General features: G+C 65.8%; 11 protein-coding genes and 1 riboswitch. Of the genes, 4 read left to right on the top strand and 7 right to left on the bottom strand.

The features are described 5' to 3' along the window. Positions 1-36: 36 nt before the first annotated feature. The 5 genes from AC1DIQ_RS04645 to ilvC all read right to left on the bottom strand — a co-directional run bounded on the left by AC1DIQ_RS04645 (position 37) and on the right by ilvC (position 5790). Positions 37-1584: a 2-isopropylmalate synthase gene (locus AC1DIQ_RS04645; RefSeq protein WP_282260473.1), complete on the bottom strand. Its 1548-nt coding sequence runs from the start codon at positions 1582-1584 to the stop codon at positions 37-39. A 2-nt stretch (positions 1585-1586) separates the two neighbouring features. Then, positions 1587-2684 carry a threonine dehydratase gene (locus AC1DIQ_RS04640; protein ID WP_121041216.1) on the bottom strand — a complete coding sequence of 366 codons (1098 nt, stop codon included), beginning with the start codon at positions 2682-2684 and terminating at the stop codon, positions 1587-1589. A 114-nt stretch (positions 2685-2798) separates the two neighbouring features. After that, positions 2799-3059, bottom strand: a complete 261-nt coding sequence (locus AC1DIQ_RS04635; protein ID WP_070473596.1) for an ACT domain-containing protein — start codon at positions 3057-3059, stop codon at positions 2799-2801. Next, positions 3043-4776: an acetolactate synthase 2 catalytic subunit gene (gene ilvG / locus AC1DIQ_RS04630; RefSeq protein WP_478049488.1), complete on the bottom strand. Its 1734-nt coding sequence runs from the start codon at positions 4774-4776 to the stop codon at positions 3043-3045. The genes AC1DIQ_RS04635 and ilvG overlap by 17 nt, the downstream gene beginning before the upstream one ends. A 39-nt stretch (positions 4777-4815) precedes the next feature. Beyond that, positions 4816-5790 carry a ketol-acid reductoisomerase gene (gene ilvC / locus AC1DIQ_RS04625; protein ID WP_070473592.1) on the bottom strand — a complete coding sequence of 325 codons (975 nt, stop codon included), beginning with the start codon at positions 5788-5790 and terminating at the stop codon, positions 4816-4818. 656 nt (positions 5791-6446) lie between these two features. On the opposite strand from ilvC, the gene ggt reads away from it, so the two are divergent. Further along, a complete protein-coding gene (gene ggt / locus AC1DIQ_RS04620) occupies positions 6447-8165 on the top strand; it encodes a gamma-glutamyltransferase (RefSeq protein ID WP_282260487.1) in 1719 nt (572 codons plus the stop codon). A 323-nt stretch (positions 8166-8488) separates the two neighbouring features. On the opposite strand, the gene AC1DIQ_RS04615 is transcribed toward ggt, so the two are convergent. Together AC1DIQ_RS04615 and AC1DIQ_RS04610 are read right to left on the bottom strand one after the other, a co-directional pair. Beyond that, the gene (locus AC1DIQ_RS04615) at positions 8489-9403 is read right to left on the bottom strand and encodes an IS110 family RNA-guided transposase (protein WP_478049487.1); all 915 of its coding nucleotides are present in this window, start codon (positions 9401-9403) and stop codon (positions 8489-8491) included. Between the two features lie 597 nt (positions 9404-10000). Continuing rightward, a complete protein-coding gene (locus AC1DIQ_RS04610; protein ID WP_102788207.1) occupies positions 10001-11569 on the bottom strand; it encodes a BCCT family transporter in 1569 nt (522 codons plus the stop codon). A gap of 290 nt (positions 11570-11859) precedes the next feature. Further along, positions 11860-11961: riboswitch (TPP riboswitch) on the top strand. 141 nt (positions 11962-12102) lie between these two features. On the opposite strand from AC1DIQ_RS04610, the gene thiC reads away from it, so the two are divergent. From thiC to AC1DIQ_RS04595, 3 genes are all read left to right on the top strand, one after another. Beyond that, positions 12103-13980 carry a phosphomethylpyrimidine synthase ThiC gene (gene thiC / locus AC1DIQ_RS04605; RefSeq protein WP_152152599.1) on the top strand — a complete coding sequence of 626 codons (1878 nt, stop codon included), beginning with the start codon at positions 12103-12105 and terminating at the stop codon, positions 13978-13980. Between the two features lie 97 nt (positions 13981-14077). Then, a complete protein-coding gene (locus AC1DIQ_RS04600) occupies positions 14078-14755 on the top strand; it encodes an ion channel (protein ID WP_121039590.1) in 678 nt (225 codons plus the stop codon). Between the two features lie 251 nt (positions 14756-15006). Then, the gene (locus AC1DIQ_RS04595; protein ID WP_478049515.1) at positions 15007-17346 is read left to right on the top strand and encodes a winged helix-turn-helix domain-containing protein; all 2340 of its coding nucleotides are present in this window, start codon (positions 15007-15009) and stop codon (positions 17344-17346) included. The last annotated feature ends 83 nt before the right edge of the window (positions 17347-17429 follow it).

Here is a 17429-nt window from a genome sequence, read left to right as displayed (position 1 = left end):
TGGCCTTGCTGCAGTTCGGGATACGTAATGGGGTGCTCAGGCCGCGGCGGTGGCCGCGGGCTGGTCGGCCGTCGCGTTGCGCTGGCGCAGCAGACGGTTGGCCACCTCCAGCCACGCCAGTGCGGAGGCTTCGATGATGTCGCGGCTGGTGCCGGTGCCTTCGTACTCCACACCCTCGTGGCGTACGCTCAGGTTGGCTTCGCCGCGCGCATCGGCGCCGATGCCCACACTGTGCACGTGGTAGCTGTCCAGCATCAACTGCACGCCGGTGGCGGCCGACAATGCGCCGAACAGTGCATCGACCGGACCATCGCCCTGCGCCGTCTCGGCAACGCGGTTGCCCTCCGGATCGGACAGCTCGACCAGCGCGTTGGCGCGGCTGCCCACATCGCTGATGGTCATCGAGGCCAGCCGGTAGCCGTTCTGGGTCGCGCTGCCCTGCATCAGGGTCTGCAGGTCGGCGTCGGTGACCACGCGCTGCTGTTCGCACAGCGCCTTGAACTGTTCAAAGACGTGTTTCAGTTCCTCCTCGTACAGGAAGAAGCCCAGCGCACGCAGGCGTTGTTCGACCGCGGCGCGGCCACTGTGGCGGCCCAGCACCATCTGCGAGGACTCCCAGCCAACGTCTTCCGGGCGCATGATTTCGTAGGTGCCGCGGTGGCGCAGCATGCCGTGCTGGTGGATGCCCGACTCGTGAGCGAAGGCGTTGGCGCCGACGATCGCCTTGTTGCGCTGGACCGGCATGCCGACCAGGCGCTGCAGCAGCTGCGAGGTGGCCACGATCCGCGGGGTGTTGATGCGCGTGTCTTCTTCATAGAAGGCATTGCGGACCTTCAGCACCATCGCGATTTCTTCCAGCGAGCAGTTGCCCGCGCGCTCGCCGATACCATTGACGGTGCACTCGACCTGGCGCGCACCGCCCTCGATGGCAGCCAGCGAGTTGGCCACGGCCAGGCCCAGATCGTTGTGGCAGTGCGCGCTGAAGATGATGCGGTCGCTGTCCGGCACGCCGGCGATCACGCGCTGGAACATGCCGCGGATCTCTTCCGGCGTGGTGAAGCCCACGGTGTCGGGCAGGTTGATGGTGGTAGCGCCGGCGGCCACGGCCACGCGGGCGACCTCGATCAGGAAGTCTTCCTCGGTACGCGTGGCATCTTCAGCGGAGAACTCCACATCGCCCACGTAGCTGCGGGCCAGGCTGACGTGCTTGTGTACCGACTCCAGTACCTGCTCGCGGGTCATGCGCAGCTTGTGCTCGCGGTGCAGCGGGCTGGTCGACAGGAACACATGCAGGCGCGGGTTCGCCGCGGCCTCCAGCGCCTTGGCCGAGGTTTCGATATCGGCGGCCAGGCAGCGCGACAGCACGGCCAGGGTCGGGCGTCGCACTTCGCGGGCGATCATCGCCATCGCTTCGCGGTCGGACTGGGAGCTGGCCGGGAAGCCGGTTTCCATGACATCCACGCCCAGTTCGTCCAGTGCGCGGGCCATCACCAGCTTCTGCTGCGGGCTCATGCTGCAGCCGGGCGATTGCTCGCCGTCGCGCAGGGTGGTGTCGAAAATTCTGATTCGGGGGGAGTTGGGCATGGTCACCAGGAGGTCTCCTCGACGGCAAGGTCGGATGGGATGGCAGAGGTAGGATTCGAAGCGGAAATCGGGGATGTCGCGAGCACGGTTGGTAGGGGCGGGCGTGTTCGCTCGCTGGCGCGGCGGCGCGGTTTGCGCGGGGGGCGGGGACGGATGTCGGCCAGCAGCTGGGCCAATACCAGCGCATCGATGTTGCCACCGGAGACCACCGCGCACTTGCGCTTGCCGGCGACGCGGCGACCGGCGGCCAGTGCCAGCGCGCCGGCACCTTCGGCGATGACGTGCTCTTCCAGCGCCAGCCGCACCAGCGTCTCGCGCAGCTCGGCTTCACGCACGATCACCACATCGTCCAGCAGTGCACTGCACAGCTTGCGGGTCAGGAAACCGGGAATCTTCACCTTGACGCCGTCGGCCAGGGTGGCGACCGGGGCGATCTCACGCACGTCGCCGCGGATGGCGCGGGCCATCGAATCGACGCCCTCCACCTGTGCACCGACGATGCGCACGCCCTGCGATTTCAGCGCCAGCGCCACGCCGGACGCCAATCCACCGCCACCGATCGGCACGATCACCACGTCCGGCGCATGCGGGGCCAGCTCAATGCCCAAGGTGCCTTGGCCGGCGATCACGTCCGGGTCGTCGAAGGCGGACAGGAAGCGGTAGCCGTGCTGTTCGGCCAGGGCACGGGCGAAGGCGTAGGCCTCGTCGTAGCTCTCGCCGTGCTGGCGTACGGTGGCGCCCCAGTGGGCGACCCCGGCGATCTTGGTGGCCGGTGCACCGTGCGGCATCACCGTGATCGCCGGAATGTTCAAGCGGTAGGCAGCCCAGGCCACGCCCTGGGCGTGGTTGCCGGCCGAGGCGCAGATGACCGGGCGGTCGTCGCCGCGCTCACGCCCGGCCAGCAGGGCGTTCAATGCACCGCGCACCTTGTAGGAGCCGGTGCGCTGCAGGTTCTCCAGCTTCAGCCACACGCCGAAACGCTCGGCGTAATGCAGCGGCGTGGGCGGCAGGAAGCGCCGCAGCCGCGCCTGTGCGGCCAGCACATCGGCGACACTTACATCGCCTACGTCCGGTTCCTGCGGGGTACGGCTAGCCGGCATCACGCACCCGGCCATGGTGATCGTTCCGGAGCGACGCGCGCTGCCACGGCGCATGGTGCGACGTACGACCGAGAAGACACCTCCGTACCGGCACCGATGCAACGGTGCGGGCGTTCATGCGGATACTCCAGTACCGGGCTCCAGTGCGCTGATGCGCACCGACACACAGTCGTAGATCTTCTCGATCTGGCGGCGCAGCGTCTCCGGTGGACGCGTGCTGTCCACCACCAGCTGCAGGTGCCAGCGGCCATCATCGGCGGCATTGGGCGCACCGGCGATCGCGCGCGGCGCGAAGCCGCGGCGTTCGGCCATGCCGATCACGCGCAGCAGCGCGCCTTCGGCCGGGGTCAGCACCAGGTCAAGCCGGTATTGCATTGGGGAACTCCTGGGACTGATGAGCGGGGTTGCTTTCCAGCATCGTGCTGTTGGCATTGTTGGGCGGCACCAGCGGCCACACGTTGGCACGCGCATCGATGGCCACATGCAGCAGGGCCGGGCCGGGCTGGGCCAGCATCGCGGCCAGGCCACCTTCGACATCGTCACGCGCTTCGATGCGCGTGGCCGGAATGCCGAACACCTGCGCCAGCGCGGCGAAATCCGGGTTGTCGGACAGATCGATCTCGCTGTAGCGCTCGGCGAAGAACAGCTCCTGCCACTGGCGGACCATGCCCAGCGAGCTGTTGTCCAGCAGCACGATCTTCACCGGCAGGCGGCAGCGGGCGATGGTGACCAGCTCCTGGACATTCATCATGAAACTGCCATCGCCGGAGACCAGCACCACGGTGCGATCCGGGCAGGCGAACTGCGCACCCATCGCCGCGGGCAGGCCGAAGCCCATGGTGCCCAACGCGCCGCTGGTCAGGTGGTTGCGCGGGTGGGTGAAGCGGCAATGCTGGGCGACCCACATCTGATGCTGGCCGACATCGCAGGCGATGATCGCATCGCTCGGCGCCAGCTCGCTCAGGCGCTTCAGCAGCGCCGGGGCGTAGATGTGCTTGCCCGGTGCGTCGTAGCGCGGGGCGAAGCGTTCACGATGGCCCTGGCAGCGCTTGGTCCAGGCCTCCTGCGTGGCCGGGGCGGTGGCCGCGGCGGTCAGTGCGCGCAGCGCCGTACCGACATTGCCCGGCACCGCGATGTCGGCGGTGCGCAGCTTGGAGATCTCGTACGCATCGGCATCGATATGCACGACGCGGGCAAACGGGGCGAACTCGTTCAACTTGCCGGTCGCGCGGTCATCGAAACGGGCGCCGACCACCACCAGCAGATCGCTTTCCTGCACGGCCATGTTGGCCGCGCGGGTGCCGTGCATGCCCAGCATGCCCAGATAGTGCGGATGCTGGGGCGGCAGCGCACCCAGGCCGCGCAGGGTCAACACGGTCGGAATACGGGTCGCCTCGACGAAGGCACGGAAGTCCTCCACCGCATCGCCCAGCGCCACGCCACCGCCGGCATAGATCACCGGCTTCTCGGCCCCGGCGATGGCGGCGATGGTCTGCGCGATGGCCTCGTCCTGTGGGGCAGGCGGCGCCACCACCGTGGCCGGCACGTGGTCGGGCAGGTGCGACGCATCGGCCACCTGCACGTCCTTGGGCAGATCGATCAGCACCGGGCCAGGACGACCCTCGCGGGCGATGCGGAAGGCATCGGCGACCACCTGCGGCAGGTCCTCGACCCGGCGCACCAGCCAGCTGTGTTTGACGATCGGCAGGGTCAGCCCGAACACGTCCAGTTCCTGGAACGCATCGGTGCCCAGCAGCGGGGTGGCGACCTGGCCGGTGATGCAGACCATCGGCACCGAATCCAGCATCGCATCGGCGATGCCGGTGACCAGGTTGGAGGCGCCCGGGCCGGAGGTGGCGACGCAGACGCCGACCCGGCCGCTGGCACGGGCGAAGCCGTTGGCGGCCAGGGCTGCGCCCTGCTCGTGGCGGACCAGGATGTGCTTCAGCCCGGAATCCACCAGGGCGTCATAGAACGGCATGATGGTGCCGCCCGGATAGCCGAACAGCGTATGCACGCCCTCGGCTTCCAGGGCCTGCGTCAACCAGCGTGCGCCGTTGCGGGGCGCGGTGCTGTGAGCGGAGGTATTCATGCGGTGACCTTTACGAAAGCGGGTGGGGGAGCCGCGCGTTTACGCGGCTTGACTTTGCAACCAGACCATCTTGGCGCGCAGTTCCTTGCCTACCTTTTCGATCGGGTGCTCCAGGTCGGCCTGCTTGAATTTGTTGTAGTTCGGCAGGCCCGCTTCGTACTCGGCCACCCAGTTCTTGGTGAAGGTGCCGTTCTGGATATCGGTCAACACGTCCTTCATGCGCGCCTTGGTGCCGGCGTCGATCACGCGCGGGCCGCTGACGTAGTCGCCGTACTGCGCGGTTTCGGAGATGAATTCCAGCATGCGGGTGATGCCGCCTTCGTAGAACAGGTCCACGATCAGCTTCAGTTCGTGCAGTACTTCGTAGTAGGCGATTTCCGGCTGGTAGCCGGCTTCGACCAGGGTTTCGAAACCGGCCTGCACCAGGGCCGAAGCGCCACCGCACAGCACGGCCTGCTCGCCGAACAGATCGGTTTCGGTTTCTTCCTTGAAGGTGGTCTGGATCAGGTTGGCGCGCGCGCCACCCAGGCCACCGGCGTAGGCCAGCGCGAACTCGGCGGCCTTGCCGCTCTTGTCCTGGTAGACCGCCCAGATGCACGGCACGCCGCGGCCGATCTCATACTCGCGACGGACCAGCGCACCCGGGCCCTTCGGCGCGACCAGCACCACGTCCAGATCCTCGCGCGGTTTGATCATGTCGAAATGCACGTTCAGACCGTGCGCGAACAGCAGCACCGCGCCCTGTTTCATGTTCGGCGCGAGCACGTCTTCGTAGAGCTTCTTCTGCACCATGTCCGGGGTCAGCACAGCGACCAGATCGGCATCCTTCACCGCCTCCGCCGGGGCTTTGACGGTGAAGCCGTCGGCCTGAGCCTTGACCTCGGTCGGACCGCCCGGGCGCAGCCCGACGACGACATCGAAACCGGATTCACGCAGATTCAGCGCGTGCGCGCGGCCCTGGCTGCCGTAGCCGACAACAGCGATCTTGATCTGGGGCAGGTCGTTGGTGCTCATGGGGGAGGTCCTTTGGAGGCAAGAAAAAAGAGGGCCGACGGTCAGCGACGCGTCGGCCCATCAGGGGGAGGGGTGGCACCGGCCTGGCCGCGAGCACACGCGAACGCACCCGCCGTGGGGGCGGTGGGCACTGGCTGGCTCGAGGTGGGCTGGCGGGTCATGGTGGAGGGCAACTCAGAGGGGAGGATGGAAATCAAAGGGTTCTGAAACGAAAAAACCCGCACCTGGTCGGGTGCGGGTTTTGATGGATACCTGGCAGTCTTGCTTACACGCCGGTCCGTCCCGCACCTGTTGGTTGGGTAATAAGTACGAGGACGAGAAGCGAATGGATGGAGGCCGCGCCGTGGTCGGCGTGCTCGATGGATTCGCGGGTGGCTGTGCGCTGCAACATGAGATCGAGAAAACCACACGGGTTTTGGCGGTGTCAACCCTGGAAAGACAATTTCCATCGGTTTCGCCTGCATCCACCGCAAGGCCCCGCCGTAGAAGGATGGTTGCGGCTGAAAGCGTTCCGATGAACTGGAATTCAGCATTTTGGTGCAGCGGATTGCGCGGATCGGGGGTCAATTTCAACCTCGGGGCATGACCATTGTGGGATGTCATCCAGCGGCCTCTGCCGCCACCATCGGGTGGCTACCACCCTCAGGAACCACCCCGTGTCCTCACGCCTTGCCCGCGGCCTGCTTGCCGCCGCCGTCCTGTGTGCCCTGCCCGCCGCGGCGATTGCCGCCGACCGGATCACCGGCCACACCTTTGCCACCCGCTCGGAGGTGATCGCCCCGCACGCGATGGCCGCCACTTCCCAGCCCCTCGCCACGCAGATCGCCCTGGACGTGATGAAGTCCGGTGGTTCGGCGGTGGATGCCGCGATCGCGGCCAATGCCGCCCTCGGTTTGATGGAGCCCACCGGCAACGGCGTCGGTGGTGATCTGTTCGCGATCGTGTGGGACCCCAGGACGCAGAAGCTGTATGGCTACAACGGCTCAGGCCGCTCGCCGAAGTCGCTGACCCTGGCCGAGTTCCAGCGCCGCGGCCTGAAGGAGATCCCGGCGACTGGCCCGCTGCCGGTCTCGGTGCCCGGCGCGGTGGATGGCTGGTTCGCCCTGCACGACCGCTTCGGCCGCAAGCCGATGGCCGACAACCTCGCGCCCGCGATCCGTTACGCCCGCGAGGGCCACCCGGTCGCCGAGGTCATCGCTTACTACTGGGACCGCTCGGTCCCCCGGCTGTCCAAGTACCCCGGTTTCACCGAGCAGTTCACGATCGATGGCCATGCCCCGCGCAAGGGCGAGATGTGGAAGAACCCGAACCTGGCCCACACCCTGGAGCAGATCGCCCAGGGCGGCCGCGATGCCTTCTACAAGGGCGACATCGCCCGCACCATCGGCACCTACTTCAAGGCCAACGGTGGCTACCTGAGCTATGACGACATGGCCAGCCATCATGGCGAGTGGGTCGAGCCGGTCAGCAGCAACTACCGTGGCTATGACGTATGGGAGCTGCCGCCGAACAGCCAGGGCATCGCCGCGCTGCAGATCCTCAACGTACTGGAAGGCTACGACTTCTCCAAGATCGCCTTCGGCTCACCCGAGCACGTGCACCTGTTCGTGGAAGCCAAGAAGCTCGCCTTCGCCGACCGCGCGCGCTTCTACACCGATCCGGCATTCCACCCGGCCCCGGTCGACCGGTTGATTTCCAAGGGCTACGCCGCTGAGCGCCGCAAGCTGATCTCGATGGACAAGGCCCTGAGTGAAGTGCAGCCGGGTACGCCCAAGCAGCTGCAGGAAGGCGACACGATTTACATGACCGTGGCGGATGCCGACGGCATGATGGTCTCGCTGATCCAGTCCAACTACCGCGGCATGGGCAGCGGCATGGCGCCTCCGGGCCTGGGGTTCATCCTGCAGGATCGTGGCGAGATGTTCGTGCTGCGCAAGGATCACCCGAACGGCTATGCGCCGGGCAAGCGCCCGTTCCAGACCATCATTCCGGGCTTCGTCACCAAGGACGGCAAGCCGTGGATGAGCTTCGGCGTGATGGGGGGCGCGATGCAGCCGCAGGGCCATGCGCAGATCGTGATGAACATGGTCGACTTCGGGATGAATCTGCAGGAAGCCGGCGATGCGCCGCGCATCCAGCACGAGGGCTCGACCGAGCCGACCGGGCAGGCGACGGCGATGAGCGATGGCGGCGAGGTGAATCTGGAAACCGGCTTCCCGTATGAGACGGTGCGCGCGTTGATGCGCAAGGGCCACCGCGTGGTGTTCGCGGATGGTCCGTACGGCGGGTATCAGGCGATCCTGCGTGATCCGGAGACCGGTGTGTATTACGGGGCGTCGGAAAGCCGCAAGGATGGGCAGGCGGCGGGGTACTGATTCTCTCGTGCTCCGTAGTGCCGATCGCTGGTCTGCAGAAGCGCAGAGCAGAGCGTAAAGCAGGACGCTTTGGGCTACGTGTAGTGGGCCGGCCTGGGTGGGTTGGCGGGACACGCCGTGAATCCATCCATGGAGGCTCATGTCGCCGCATCCATGCGGCTCATGGTCCCGCCAACCCACCCAGGCCGACCCACCCACAATGGATCGGCGCGCATGCGAAAGCGGTAGTAACTGTGTTGCTGGAGGAGCTTCAGCCCCCAGCGGACGGGCGCGGTAGTGCCGGCCGCTGGCCGGCAGCCGTTGGAGATGTGCCCAGGCGCGCTTCAGGCGGGGATCGATTCGCTTTGAGCGTCGCGCATCCGGGCGTTGAGGATGACCAGCATCTTGCGCATGACAGCTACCAAGGCGACCTTGCTCGCCTTTCCTTTGGCTTTCAGGGTCGCGTAAAAGTCGCGTAGCTTGGGCTCGTAACGGATGGCAGTTAGCGCCGCCATGTAGAGCGCTTCGCGCACTACGGCCCGGCCCCCGGTGATGCTGCGCTTGCCCTGCCAGGTACCGCTCTCGCGGTTCATGGGAGCCAGGCCGACCAGCGAAGCAATGGCCTTGCTCCCCAGTGTTCCCAGTTCCGGCAGTTCGCAGGCCAAGGTGCTGACCAGGATCGGCCCAGCGCCTTTGAGCGTTCCGATGTTCTTCCAGCCCGGCTGCGCGGCGAGCTGCTCGGCAATGGCCTTGTCCAGCTGTTTAAGATCTTCGGACAGCTGGGCAAGATGGCGCTGGTTGATCGTGATCAGGACTGGATCGGTCAGCTGCCGCAAGCGCTGCATCTCACTGACGCGCATCTGCACCAGATGACAGCGGCACTGGGCAAATTCGGCCAAACGCCGCTGCCACGGCGCCGGTGGCACGTAGCGGGTGAGCGGTAAAAGGTGAGCCATCTGCGCCAGCACGGCTGCATCGAGTCGATCGGTTTTGGCAGCACGTCCCGTAGCTTGGGCGAAGCGGCGTGCCCGAGCGGGATTGATGCGGACCATCGGAAGCCCAGCCTCGTGCAAAGCCTCCAGGGCGGCACGCTCGTAGCCGCCGCTGGCTTCCAGAACGACCTGCGTGATGGGCCATTGTTTCAGCCATTGAATCAGCCGCACAAAGCCGCGCTTGTCGTTGCTGAATTGGCGAAACGCCTGTTCATGGACAGCCACATCCAGCGTGGCCTGACTTACGTCGATCCCAATCCCATACATGGCAGAACTCCGCTAGGCTGACAGGGTCGAGAGCTCCCCCCCGCTTGCCCAGTCTTATCAGTCCCAGCGCCAACTCGATCAACTGTTCGGGCGGATCAGGGAGAAACCGGCGTGGGGACCCAAGCTACCTAGCGGTCGCAAGACCTAGAGCCACACGGTCGCCCACGCCGGGCTCTCGGCACCTAAAGTGCCAGATCGGCAAGAGATAAGAGCCACGCCATGCGTGGCTCCTTTTTTCTCAACGATGATCCGATGCGTCAGGTGCACGCTGCTGTGCCGAGCGTTGCTCGGCTGCGTTGCCCGAATTACCCCAAGCGCACTGCGCGGAACGTCGACTGTGTCGAGCTTGGCTACGCTGCTCGCGTTGGAACTCTGACACTGTGAGTCGGGCGCGCCTTGCCTAGCACTGCTCGGCGGCTTTACCAGAACCACCTTGAAACTGTGAGCGGGACGGGGCGGGTGGGTTGTCGGGACCATGAGCGCCATGGATGACGCGACATGAGCCTCCATGGACGGATTCACGGCGTGTCCCGCCAACCCACCCGTCCCGGCCCGCCCACCGATAGCCCGGGAAGCGTGCCGCTCCAGGCGACCAACTCAAGGCGCCCGAGCCGCCTCATCGCGCGTCTCTTCCTGCGCCGCGATCTCCCGCTCGATCCACTCATCCATCAACCGCCGCGCGCGCTGCGCACGGCGCCGCTGCAGCGCATGCTCCATATCCAGTACCCGATACAACGACCACATCACCGCCAGCATCAACAACGCAAACGGCAATGCCGCGATCGTGATCATCCCCTGCAGCGCATTGAGACCGCCCGCCAACAAGAGTACGCCCGCGATCAACGCGATCGCCACGCCCCACACCATCCTGCGCGCCAATGGCGGATCGCCCGCCTCCTCCGTCGACATCGTCGCCAGCACCAGCACCGCCGAATCGGCCGAGGTCACGAAGAAGATCATCAACAACACCAGCGCGATCACCGACAGCACCGTCGGCATCGGCAGGCTGTCGAACATCGTGAACAGCACCGTCTCGTAGCCATTGCCCAGCGCCTGCGCCAGATCCACGTGGCCGAAAATCTGCGACCACAGCGCCGTGCCGCCGAACACCGAGAACCACAGGAAGCCCAGCACGCTCGGCGCGATCACCACGCCCAGCACGAACTCGCGGATGCTGCGCCCACGCGAGACGCGCGCGATGAACGAGCCCACGAACGGCGCCCACGCGATCCACCACGCCCAGTAGAAGATCGTCCAGTCCGCCACCCACGTGCTGCCCGAGAACGGCGACATCCGCAGGCTCATCGTCACCAGTGAATTGAGGTAGGAACCGATCGTGGTGGTGAACGTATCGAAGATGAAGCCGGTCGGCCCGAGCACCAGGATCAGCGCCAGCAGCAATGCCGCCAGGCCGAGGTTGAAGTTCGAGAGCCACTTGATGCCGCGATGCACGCCACTGGTGGTGGAGGCCATGTACAGCACGAACGCCACCGCGATGATGGTCAACTGCACGGGTACCGAGGCCTGGATACCGAACACGCGCTCAAGGCCGGCCGCGATCTGGATCGTGCCGAAGCCCAGCGTCGTGGCCACACCGATCGCCGTGGCGACCACCGCGGCGACGTTGACCACCGTGCCCATCCAGCCGCGGTGATGCGCGCCGATGATCGGCTGCAGCAGATCGCTGATCAGCCCGCGGCCGTTGCGGTTGAACTGGAACCAGGCCATCGCCAGGCCGATCAGCGCATAGATCGCCCACGGGTGCAGGCCCCAATGGAAGAACGCATAGCGCATCGACGCGCGCGCCGCCTCCATGCTCTGCGGGGCCAGCCCTTCCGGTGGCTTCACGAAGTGCGAGATCGGCTCGGCCGCGCCCCAGAACACCAGGCCGATGCCCATGCCGGCGGCGAACAACATCGACATCCAGCTGGCGTTGGAAAAATCAGGCTCGGCATCCTCGCCGCCGATGCGCAGCGAACCGAAGCGGCCGAAGGCCAGGTACATCAGGAACGACAGCGTGATGAACACCACCAGCAGATACAGCCAGCCGGTACTGCGGATGATGGTGGACAGGCCGCTCTGGACGACCTCGTTGAAGGGGCCCGGCGCGAGGCCGGCGATCAGCACCAGCAGTGCGACCAGTGCGATGGAAATGCGGAACACCATGCTGGCGTGTCTCCGATCAGTAGGGGCGAGCCGAGGCTTGCAATCTCCAGCGGCGCAACGGCAACGACTGGGGCGGATCAAGCCGGTCGAGGCCGGTCAGTACGGACGTCAATGGCGTCGAGCAGAGCGCGGTGTGCACGCGATCGGGAGGCTACCCCCTGACCGCACCGCATACCGCGCTGCAGCATGGTAGTGCATGGCGTGTCGGTGCTCTGTTCACATGCACAGGCCGATCACGTCGGTGTGCGGCTTGGCGGTGCGCCCGTGCGCGCTGCTTTGTGCTCTAATTCGCCCCGAAGCGGGGGTACCGCGGCCCATTGGCCAAGGTTGAGACAGTCCCTTCGAACCTGATCCGGTTGATACCGGCGTAGGGAAGCTTCGCATCTGCAGATGCATTGCGCCGTAGGGCCACCGTGCCCGGAGACCGCCCGCGATCCGTCCGTCGAGCGCCGCCGTTTCGTCCCTCCCATGCGAATCCCTCGCATAGAACCGCACAGTCCCTGTGCGGGGATTGAACCTAGGACGATGCCTTGATGAACGCACAGCTCTCCGCCCTGCAGCAACAGGCCCAGCAACTCTCCGAATCGGTCACGCGGCCGATTCCCGGCTCGCACAAGATCCACGTGCAGGGCTCGCGCAGCGACCTGCAGGTGCCGATGCGCGAGATCACGCTGACCCGCACGCCCACCTTGTTCGGTGGCGAAGAGAACGCGCCGGTCACCGTGTACGACACCTCCGGCCCGTATACCGATCCGGGGGTCGCCATCGACCTCTCCGCCGGCCTGCCCGCACTGCGCGCCGCCTGGGTGGCCGAGCGTGGCGATACCGAGGTGCTGGAGGGCCTGAGCTCGGTGTTCGGCCGCTCGCGTGAAACCGATGCCCGCCTGGATGCGGTGCGCTTCCCCGCGCGGTTGCAGCCACGCCGTGCACAGGCAGGCGCCAATGTCACCCAGATGCACTACGCACGCCGCGGCATCATCACGCCGGAAATGGAGTTCGTGGCGATCCGCGAGAACCAGCGCCTCGATGCGATCCGCGACGCCGCACTGCTGAAGCAGCATCCCGGCGAGTCCTTTGGTGCTTCGATCCCCAGGGTCATCACCCCCGAGTTCGTCCGCGATGAGATCGCCCGCGGCCGTGCGGTGCTACCCAACAACATCAACCACCCGGAAAGCGAACCGATGATCATCGGCCGCAACTTCCTGACCAAGATCAACGCCAACATCGGCAACAGTGCGGTGTCCTCGGGCATTGCCGAGGAAGTGGAAAAGCTGGTCTGGGCGATCCGTTGGGGCGGCGACACCGTGATGGACCTGTCCACCGGCAAGCACATCCATGAAACGCGTGAGTGGATCGTGCGCAACTCGCCGGTGGCGATCGGCACCGTGCCGATCTACCAGGCCCTGGAGAAGGTCGATGGCCGCGCCGAGGAGCTGAACTGGGCGATCTTCCGCGACACGCTGATCGAGCAGGCCGAGCAGGGCGTGGACTATTTCACCATCCACGCCGGCGTGCTGCTGCGCTACGTGCCGCTGACCGCCAAGCGCGTGACCGGCATCGTCTCGCGCGGTGGCTCGATCATGGCCAAGTGGTGCCTGGCCCATCACAAGGAGAACTTCCTCTACACGCACTTCGAGGACATCTGCGAGATCATGAAGGCCTACGACGTGACCTTCTCGCTGGGCGACGGCCTGCGCCCGGGCTGTATCGCCGATGCCAACGATGCCGCGCAGTTCGGTGAACTGGAGACACTGGGCGAGCTGACGAAGATCGCGTGGAAGCATGATGTGCAGACCATGATCGAAGGCCCCGGCCACGTGCCGATGCAGCTGATCAAGGAAAACATGGACAAGCAGCTGCGCGAGTGCGGTGAAGCACCGTTCTATACGCTGGGCCCGCTGACCACCGATATCGCGCCGGGCTACGACCACATCACCAGTGCGATCGGTGCGGCCATGATCGGCTGGTACGGCACCGCGATGCTCTGCTATGTCACCCCGAAGGAACACCTGGGCCTGCCCAACCGCCAGGACGTACGCGACGGCATCATGGCCTACCGCATTGCCGCCCACGCCTCGGACCTGGCCAAGGGCCACCCCGGCGCGCAGGTCCGCGACAACGCGCTGAGCAAGGCGCGTTTTGAATTCCGCTGGGAGGACCAGTTCCACCTTGGGCTGGATCCGGAGAAGGCCAAGGAATTCCATGACGAGACGCTGCCCAAGGATGCGCACAAGCTCGCCCACTTCTGCTCGATGTGCGGCCCGCACTTCTGTTCGATGAAGATCACCCAGGATGTGCGTGACTATGCGGCGGGGCAGGGCCTGGATGCGCAGCAGGCGTTGGAGGCCGGCATGGCCGAGAAGTCCGCGCAGTTCCGGGATCTCGGGGCGCAGGTGTATCGCCAGGAGTGAGGCACCGGCCGTGGCGGGGCGCGCCGCCACGGCCATCATCCGCCGGCGGCGTGATTCCAGCTAAGCTCGGCGCGACCAGGCAGGGGCGGGGACGACGATGGCGATAGCACGCAGCACCAAATGGCTGGCCATCGCGCGCCGGCATCCCTCTGCCTGGCTGTTGGCCGTGCAACTGCTCGGCGTGCTGCTGTATCCGGCAATGGACGAGGCCGGTGCCAGTCGCGCGCTGTTTGGTGCGTTCGGCATCGCCGTGCTCGGCCTGGCCTTGTGGGTGGTACGGCGCAGCCCGCTCGGCATGTGGGTGGCGCTGGTGCTGGCGATCCCCTCGGTGGTGTTCTCCATCTCCGGTGCTCTGTTGGACCGCCCGGCGCTGGTCACCACTGCGCAGCTGCTCGAATGCCTGCTGTACTTCTATACGGCTGGCAGCCTGATCGCCTACATGCTGCAGGACCACAAGGTGACCCGCGACGAGCTGTTCGCGGCGGGGGCCACCTTCACGCTGTTGGCGTGGGCATTCGCCTTCGCTTTCGCGGTGTGCCAGCAGTGGTACCCGGGCAGTTTCGTGGCGACCAGCGAGAGCGAACTGCGGACCTGGATGGAGTTGCTTTATCTGAGCTTCAGCTTGCTGTCCGGGGTCGGTTTGAGCGATGTGGTGCCCATCCATTCACAGGCGCGCGCGCTGGTGATGCTGGAGCAGTTCGCAGGCGTGATGTACGTGGCTTTGGTGGTCTCGCGGCTGGTGGGACTGACCATGTTGACCCGTGCACGAAACTGAATAAAACATAAAAAATTCGCGCCAGAAGGCGCGAATGTTGACGCAATTTATGTGAATTCATCGGCGAGAGAGAGCCTGTTGTCGGCCGCACGCACAGGCGCGGTTAACCGGCATAGGCTAGTATTCGCGCGCCTCGGTGTTTTTGCGGTTTGCGCCGATGGCGTGTGCGGAATCTGGCGGTTCGTCTGGCGGTATCTATTGCGGCGACCGTGTGAATTCCAGTGGTTTTTTGTATTTTCCTCGTGTCCTGGATGATCAGCAACGACAGTGAGCGCCCTTCCGCCGATGTGATTCAGATCGGCGATTTCATCGTCACTCTCTCCTCGCGGGAAGTGATGAGCGAAGGCATGCGTCGTCCACGTCGACTGACACCCAAAGCATTGGGTGTTCTCAAGGCGCTGCTGCGTTCTCCAGGGGCGGTGGTCACCCGCGATGAACTGTTCGCGGAGGTCTGGCCGGACACGCTGCCGACCAACGACGTGCTGACCCAGGCGGTCACCCAGCTGCGCAAGGCTTTCGCCACTGATGACGATGCGGCCGAACCCTATATCGAGACCATTGCCAAGACCGGTTACCGCCTGCTGATGCCGGTCAGCGTGGTCGAGGATGCCGCACCTGTGTTGCTGCTCGAGCCCGAGCTGCAGCCGGCCTCCGCGGGCGTGCTCGCCGCCGCGCACGTACCGGCGGTACTGCCGCATGCGCGGCCTCCGCAAGACCCGATCAAACGCCGTCGGCGGCGCATTCGCCGCTACGCGGTGATGGTCGTCGGGCTGGTGATGCTGGTGGCGCTGCTGGTGATGGCAGCCCTGCTGATGCAACGCGATCCGCCGGCCTCAGCGGTCGAGGCCGCGGTGGAGGATGGCACGCGGGTGATTGGTAGTCCTCAACGCCCGTATCGCCTGATTACCGCCACGGCAGGATTTGAAACCTATCCCACGCTGTCTCCGGATGGGTCGCAGATCGCCTATGAAGCCGATGTGCCCAGCCGACCGGGCAGCGTCATCAAGGTGCAGACCTCCGGTAACACGCCGGCACGCCTGCTGGTCGAGCCGCCCCCAGGCATGTCCGACCGCTTCCCGAGCTGGTCGCCCAATGGCCGTGAGATCGCGTTCGCCCGGTTCGGTCCGGCCGAAAGCTGCGAGGTGCTGATCGCCAGTGCGACGGGTGGGGCGGTGCGTCACGTGACCCGTTGCGACGGCACTGAGCTGCTCAGCTTCGACTGGACCCCGGATGGTCGCGGCCTGGTCTTCGGCTCGCTGTCCGGCCGGTATGCGCAGCGCGGCATCCGCACCCTGGACATCGCCAGCGGACGCTGGCAGCCGCTCCAATACGATATAGGCAGCGACAACTTCGAATATGCCCCGCGGTACTCGCCGGATGGGAGCTGGATCGTGTTCGTGCGCAATCCGCAGATCGGCGATCTGTGGCGCATGCCGGCTGGGGGGGGCAGCCCGGAGCAGCTGACCGATGACTCGGCGGAGATCCGGGGCTGGGCCTGGCGCGGCGACAGCCGCCATATCGTGTTCGGCCGCCGGGTCGACAGCGAATCGCGCCTGTATGAGCTCGATACCGATACGCGTGTCCTGCGCGACGTCGGTCTGGACGATGCGCAGTCCCCCACCGTGTCCCGGGCGAACGACATGCTCGCCTTCGTACACCGGCGCCCCCAGTTCGGCCTGTTCCGGGTGCCTGTGGAAGCTGGCGCGCTGGGTGTGCCGCAGCGCCTGTTCCCCTCGGGAGGACGTGACTCGCAGCCCATGGTGTCTCCGGACGGTCAGCAGATCGTGTTTTCTTCGGACCGCTCGGGCAGCTATGCACTGTGGTGGGCGGATCTGCAGCGGCCGGAGTCCTTGCGTCCGATCGAGGGCCTCAGGCCCGAAGCGCGCCAGGCCTCGGACTGGTCGCATGACGGCAAGCGCGTGCTGGTATTGGGGCGCGATGAGCATGCCAACCCCGGGATCTATGAGGTCTCCCCGCGCGATGAGCAGACCGTGCGTCTGCCCGTCCCGGTGCGCCAGCCATTGCAGGCGCTGTATGGCAGGGATCCGCTGCAGGTCCTGGTGGTGGAGCGCGACCGTGATGAGCGGATGCGTCTGTCGTTGTTCGATCGCAGCCTGACCCCTTGGCGACTCATCGGCAGCATCGAGGGCGTTTCCCAGGCGCGTTATGACGTCGCAGGCGAGCGCGTGTTGTTTACCCGGCTCTCGGCGGGGGGGCTGTGGCAGGCCGACGCTTCGCTGAGTTCGCAGAGCATCCGCCAGATCAGCGAAGACCGCCCCACGCGCTGGCGCTATCGCACCTGGACCGTGTCCGCGCAGGGGGCGATCGACTATCTCTCCAATCGATCCGATTGCGCCACGGTGTTCACCCGGATTGCGCAGCCGATCGCCGATCAGGAGCATTGCCTGGATGCAGGCCGCCTCAGCGCCAGCAATGGATTCAGCGCAGGACCCGGCGGGGAGGCCCTGTATGTGGCCCTGGCGGTGGCCGATGGCACCGACATCGGGGTGATGTCGCTCCCCGAACGCGTACCGTCGTTGTTTCCGGGGTTCGTCAAGTCCATGATTTTGAAAACAAAAAACCCTTCGTAACTTCTTCGTGGCGTTCTCGTCTCGAATTCGTATCAATCTCGCCAGGACTTCCTGAGGCAGCGGCCTGATTTGGCAAGACTGCA

The organism is Stenotrophomonas sp. 05L413, from assembly GCF_056397945.1.
This window is presented reverse-complemented; position numbering and strand designations above follow the sequence as displayed.

What these genes read in the sequence shown, in the direction of transcription:
- AC1DIQ_RS04645 (WP_282260473.1), bottom strand. Translation starts at nt 1,584, where the DNA reads ATGCCCAACTCCCCCCGAATCAGAATTTTCGACACCACCCTGCGCGAC.
- AC1DIQ_RS04640 (WP_121041216.1), bottom strand. Translation starts at nt 2,684, where the DNA reads ATGCCGGCTAGCCGTACCCCGCAGGAACCGGACGTAGGCGATGTAAGT.
- AC1DIQ_RS04635 (WP_070473596.1), bottom strand. Translation starts at nt 3,059, where the DNA reads ATGCAATACCGGCTTGACCTGGTGCTGACCCCGGCCGAAGGCGCGCTG.
- ilvG (WP_478049488.1), bottom strand. Translation starts at nt 4,776, where the DNA reads ATGAATACCTCCGCTCACAGCACCGCGCCCCGCAACGGCGCACGCTGG.
- ilvC (WP_070473592.1), bottom strand. Translation starts at nt 5,790, where the DNA reads ATGAGCACCAACGACCTGCCCCAGATCAAGATCGCTGTTGTCGGCTAC.
- AC1DIQ_RS04615 (WP_478049487.1), bottom strand. Translation starts at nt 9,403, where the DNA reads ATGTATGGGATTGGGATCGACGTAAGTCAGGCCACGCTGGATGTGGCT.
- AC1DIQ_RS04610 (WP_102788207.1), bottom strand. Translation starts at nt 11,569, where the DNA reads ATGGTGTTCCGCATTTCCATCGCACTGGTCGCACTGCTGGTGCTGATC.
- thiC (WP_152152599.1), top strand. Translation starts at nt 12,103, where the DNA reads ATGAACGCACAGCTCTCCGCCCTGCAGCAACAGGCCCAGCAACTCTCC.
- AC1DIQ_RS04600 (WP_121039590.1), top strand. Translation starts at nt 14,078, where the DNA reads ATGGCGATAGCACGCAGCACCAAATGGCTGGCCATCGCGCGCCGGCAT.
- AC1DIQ_RS04595 (WP_478049515.1), top strand. Translation starts at nt 15,007, where the DNA reads ATGATCAGCAACGACAGTGAGCGCCCTTCCGCCGATGTGATTCAGATC.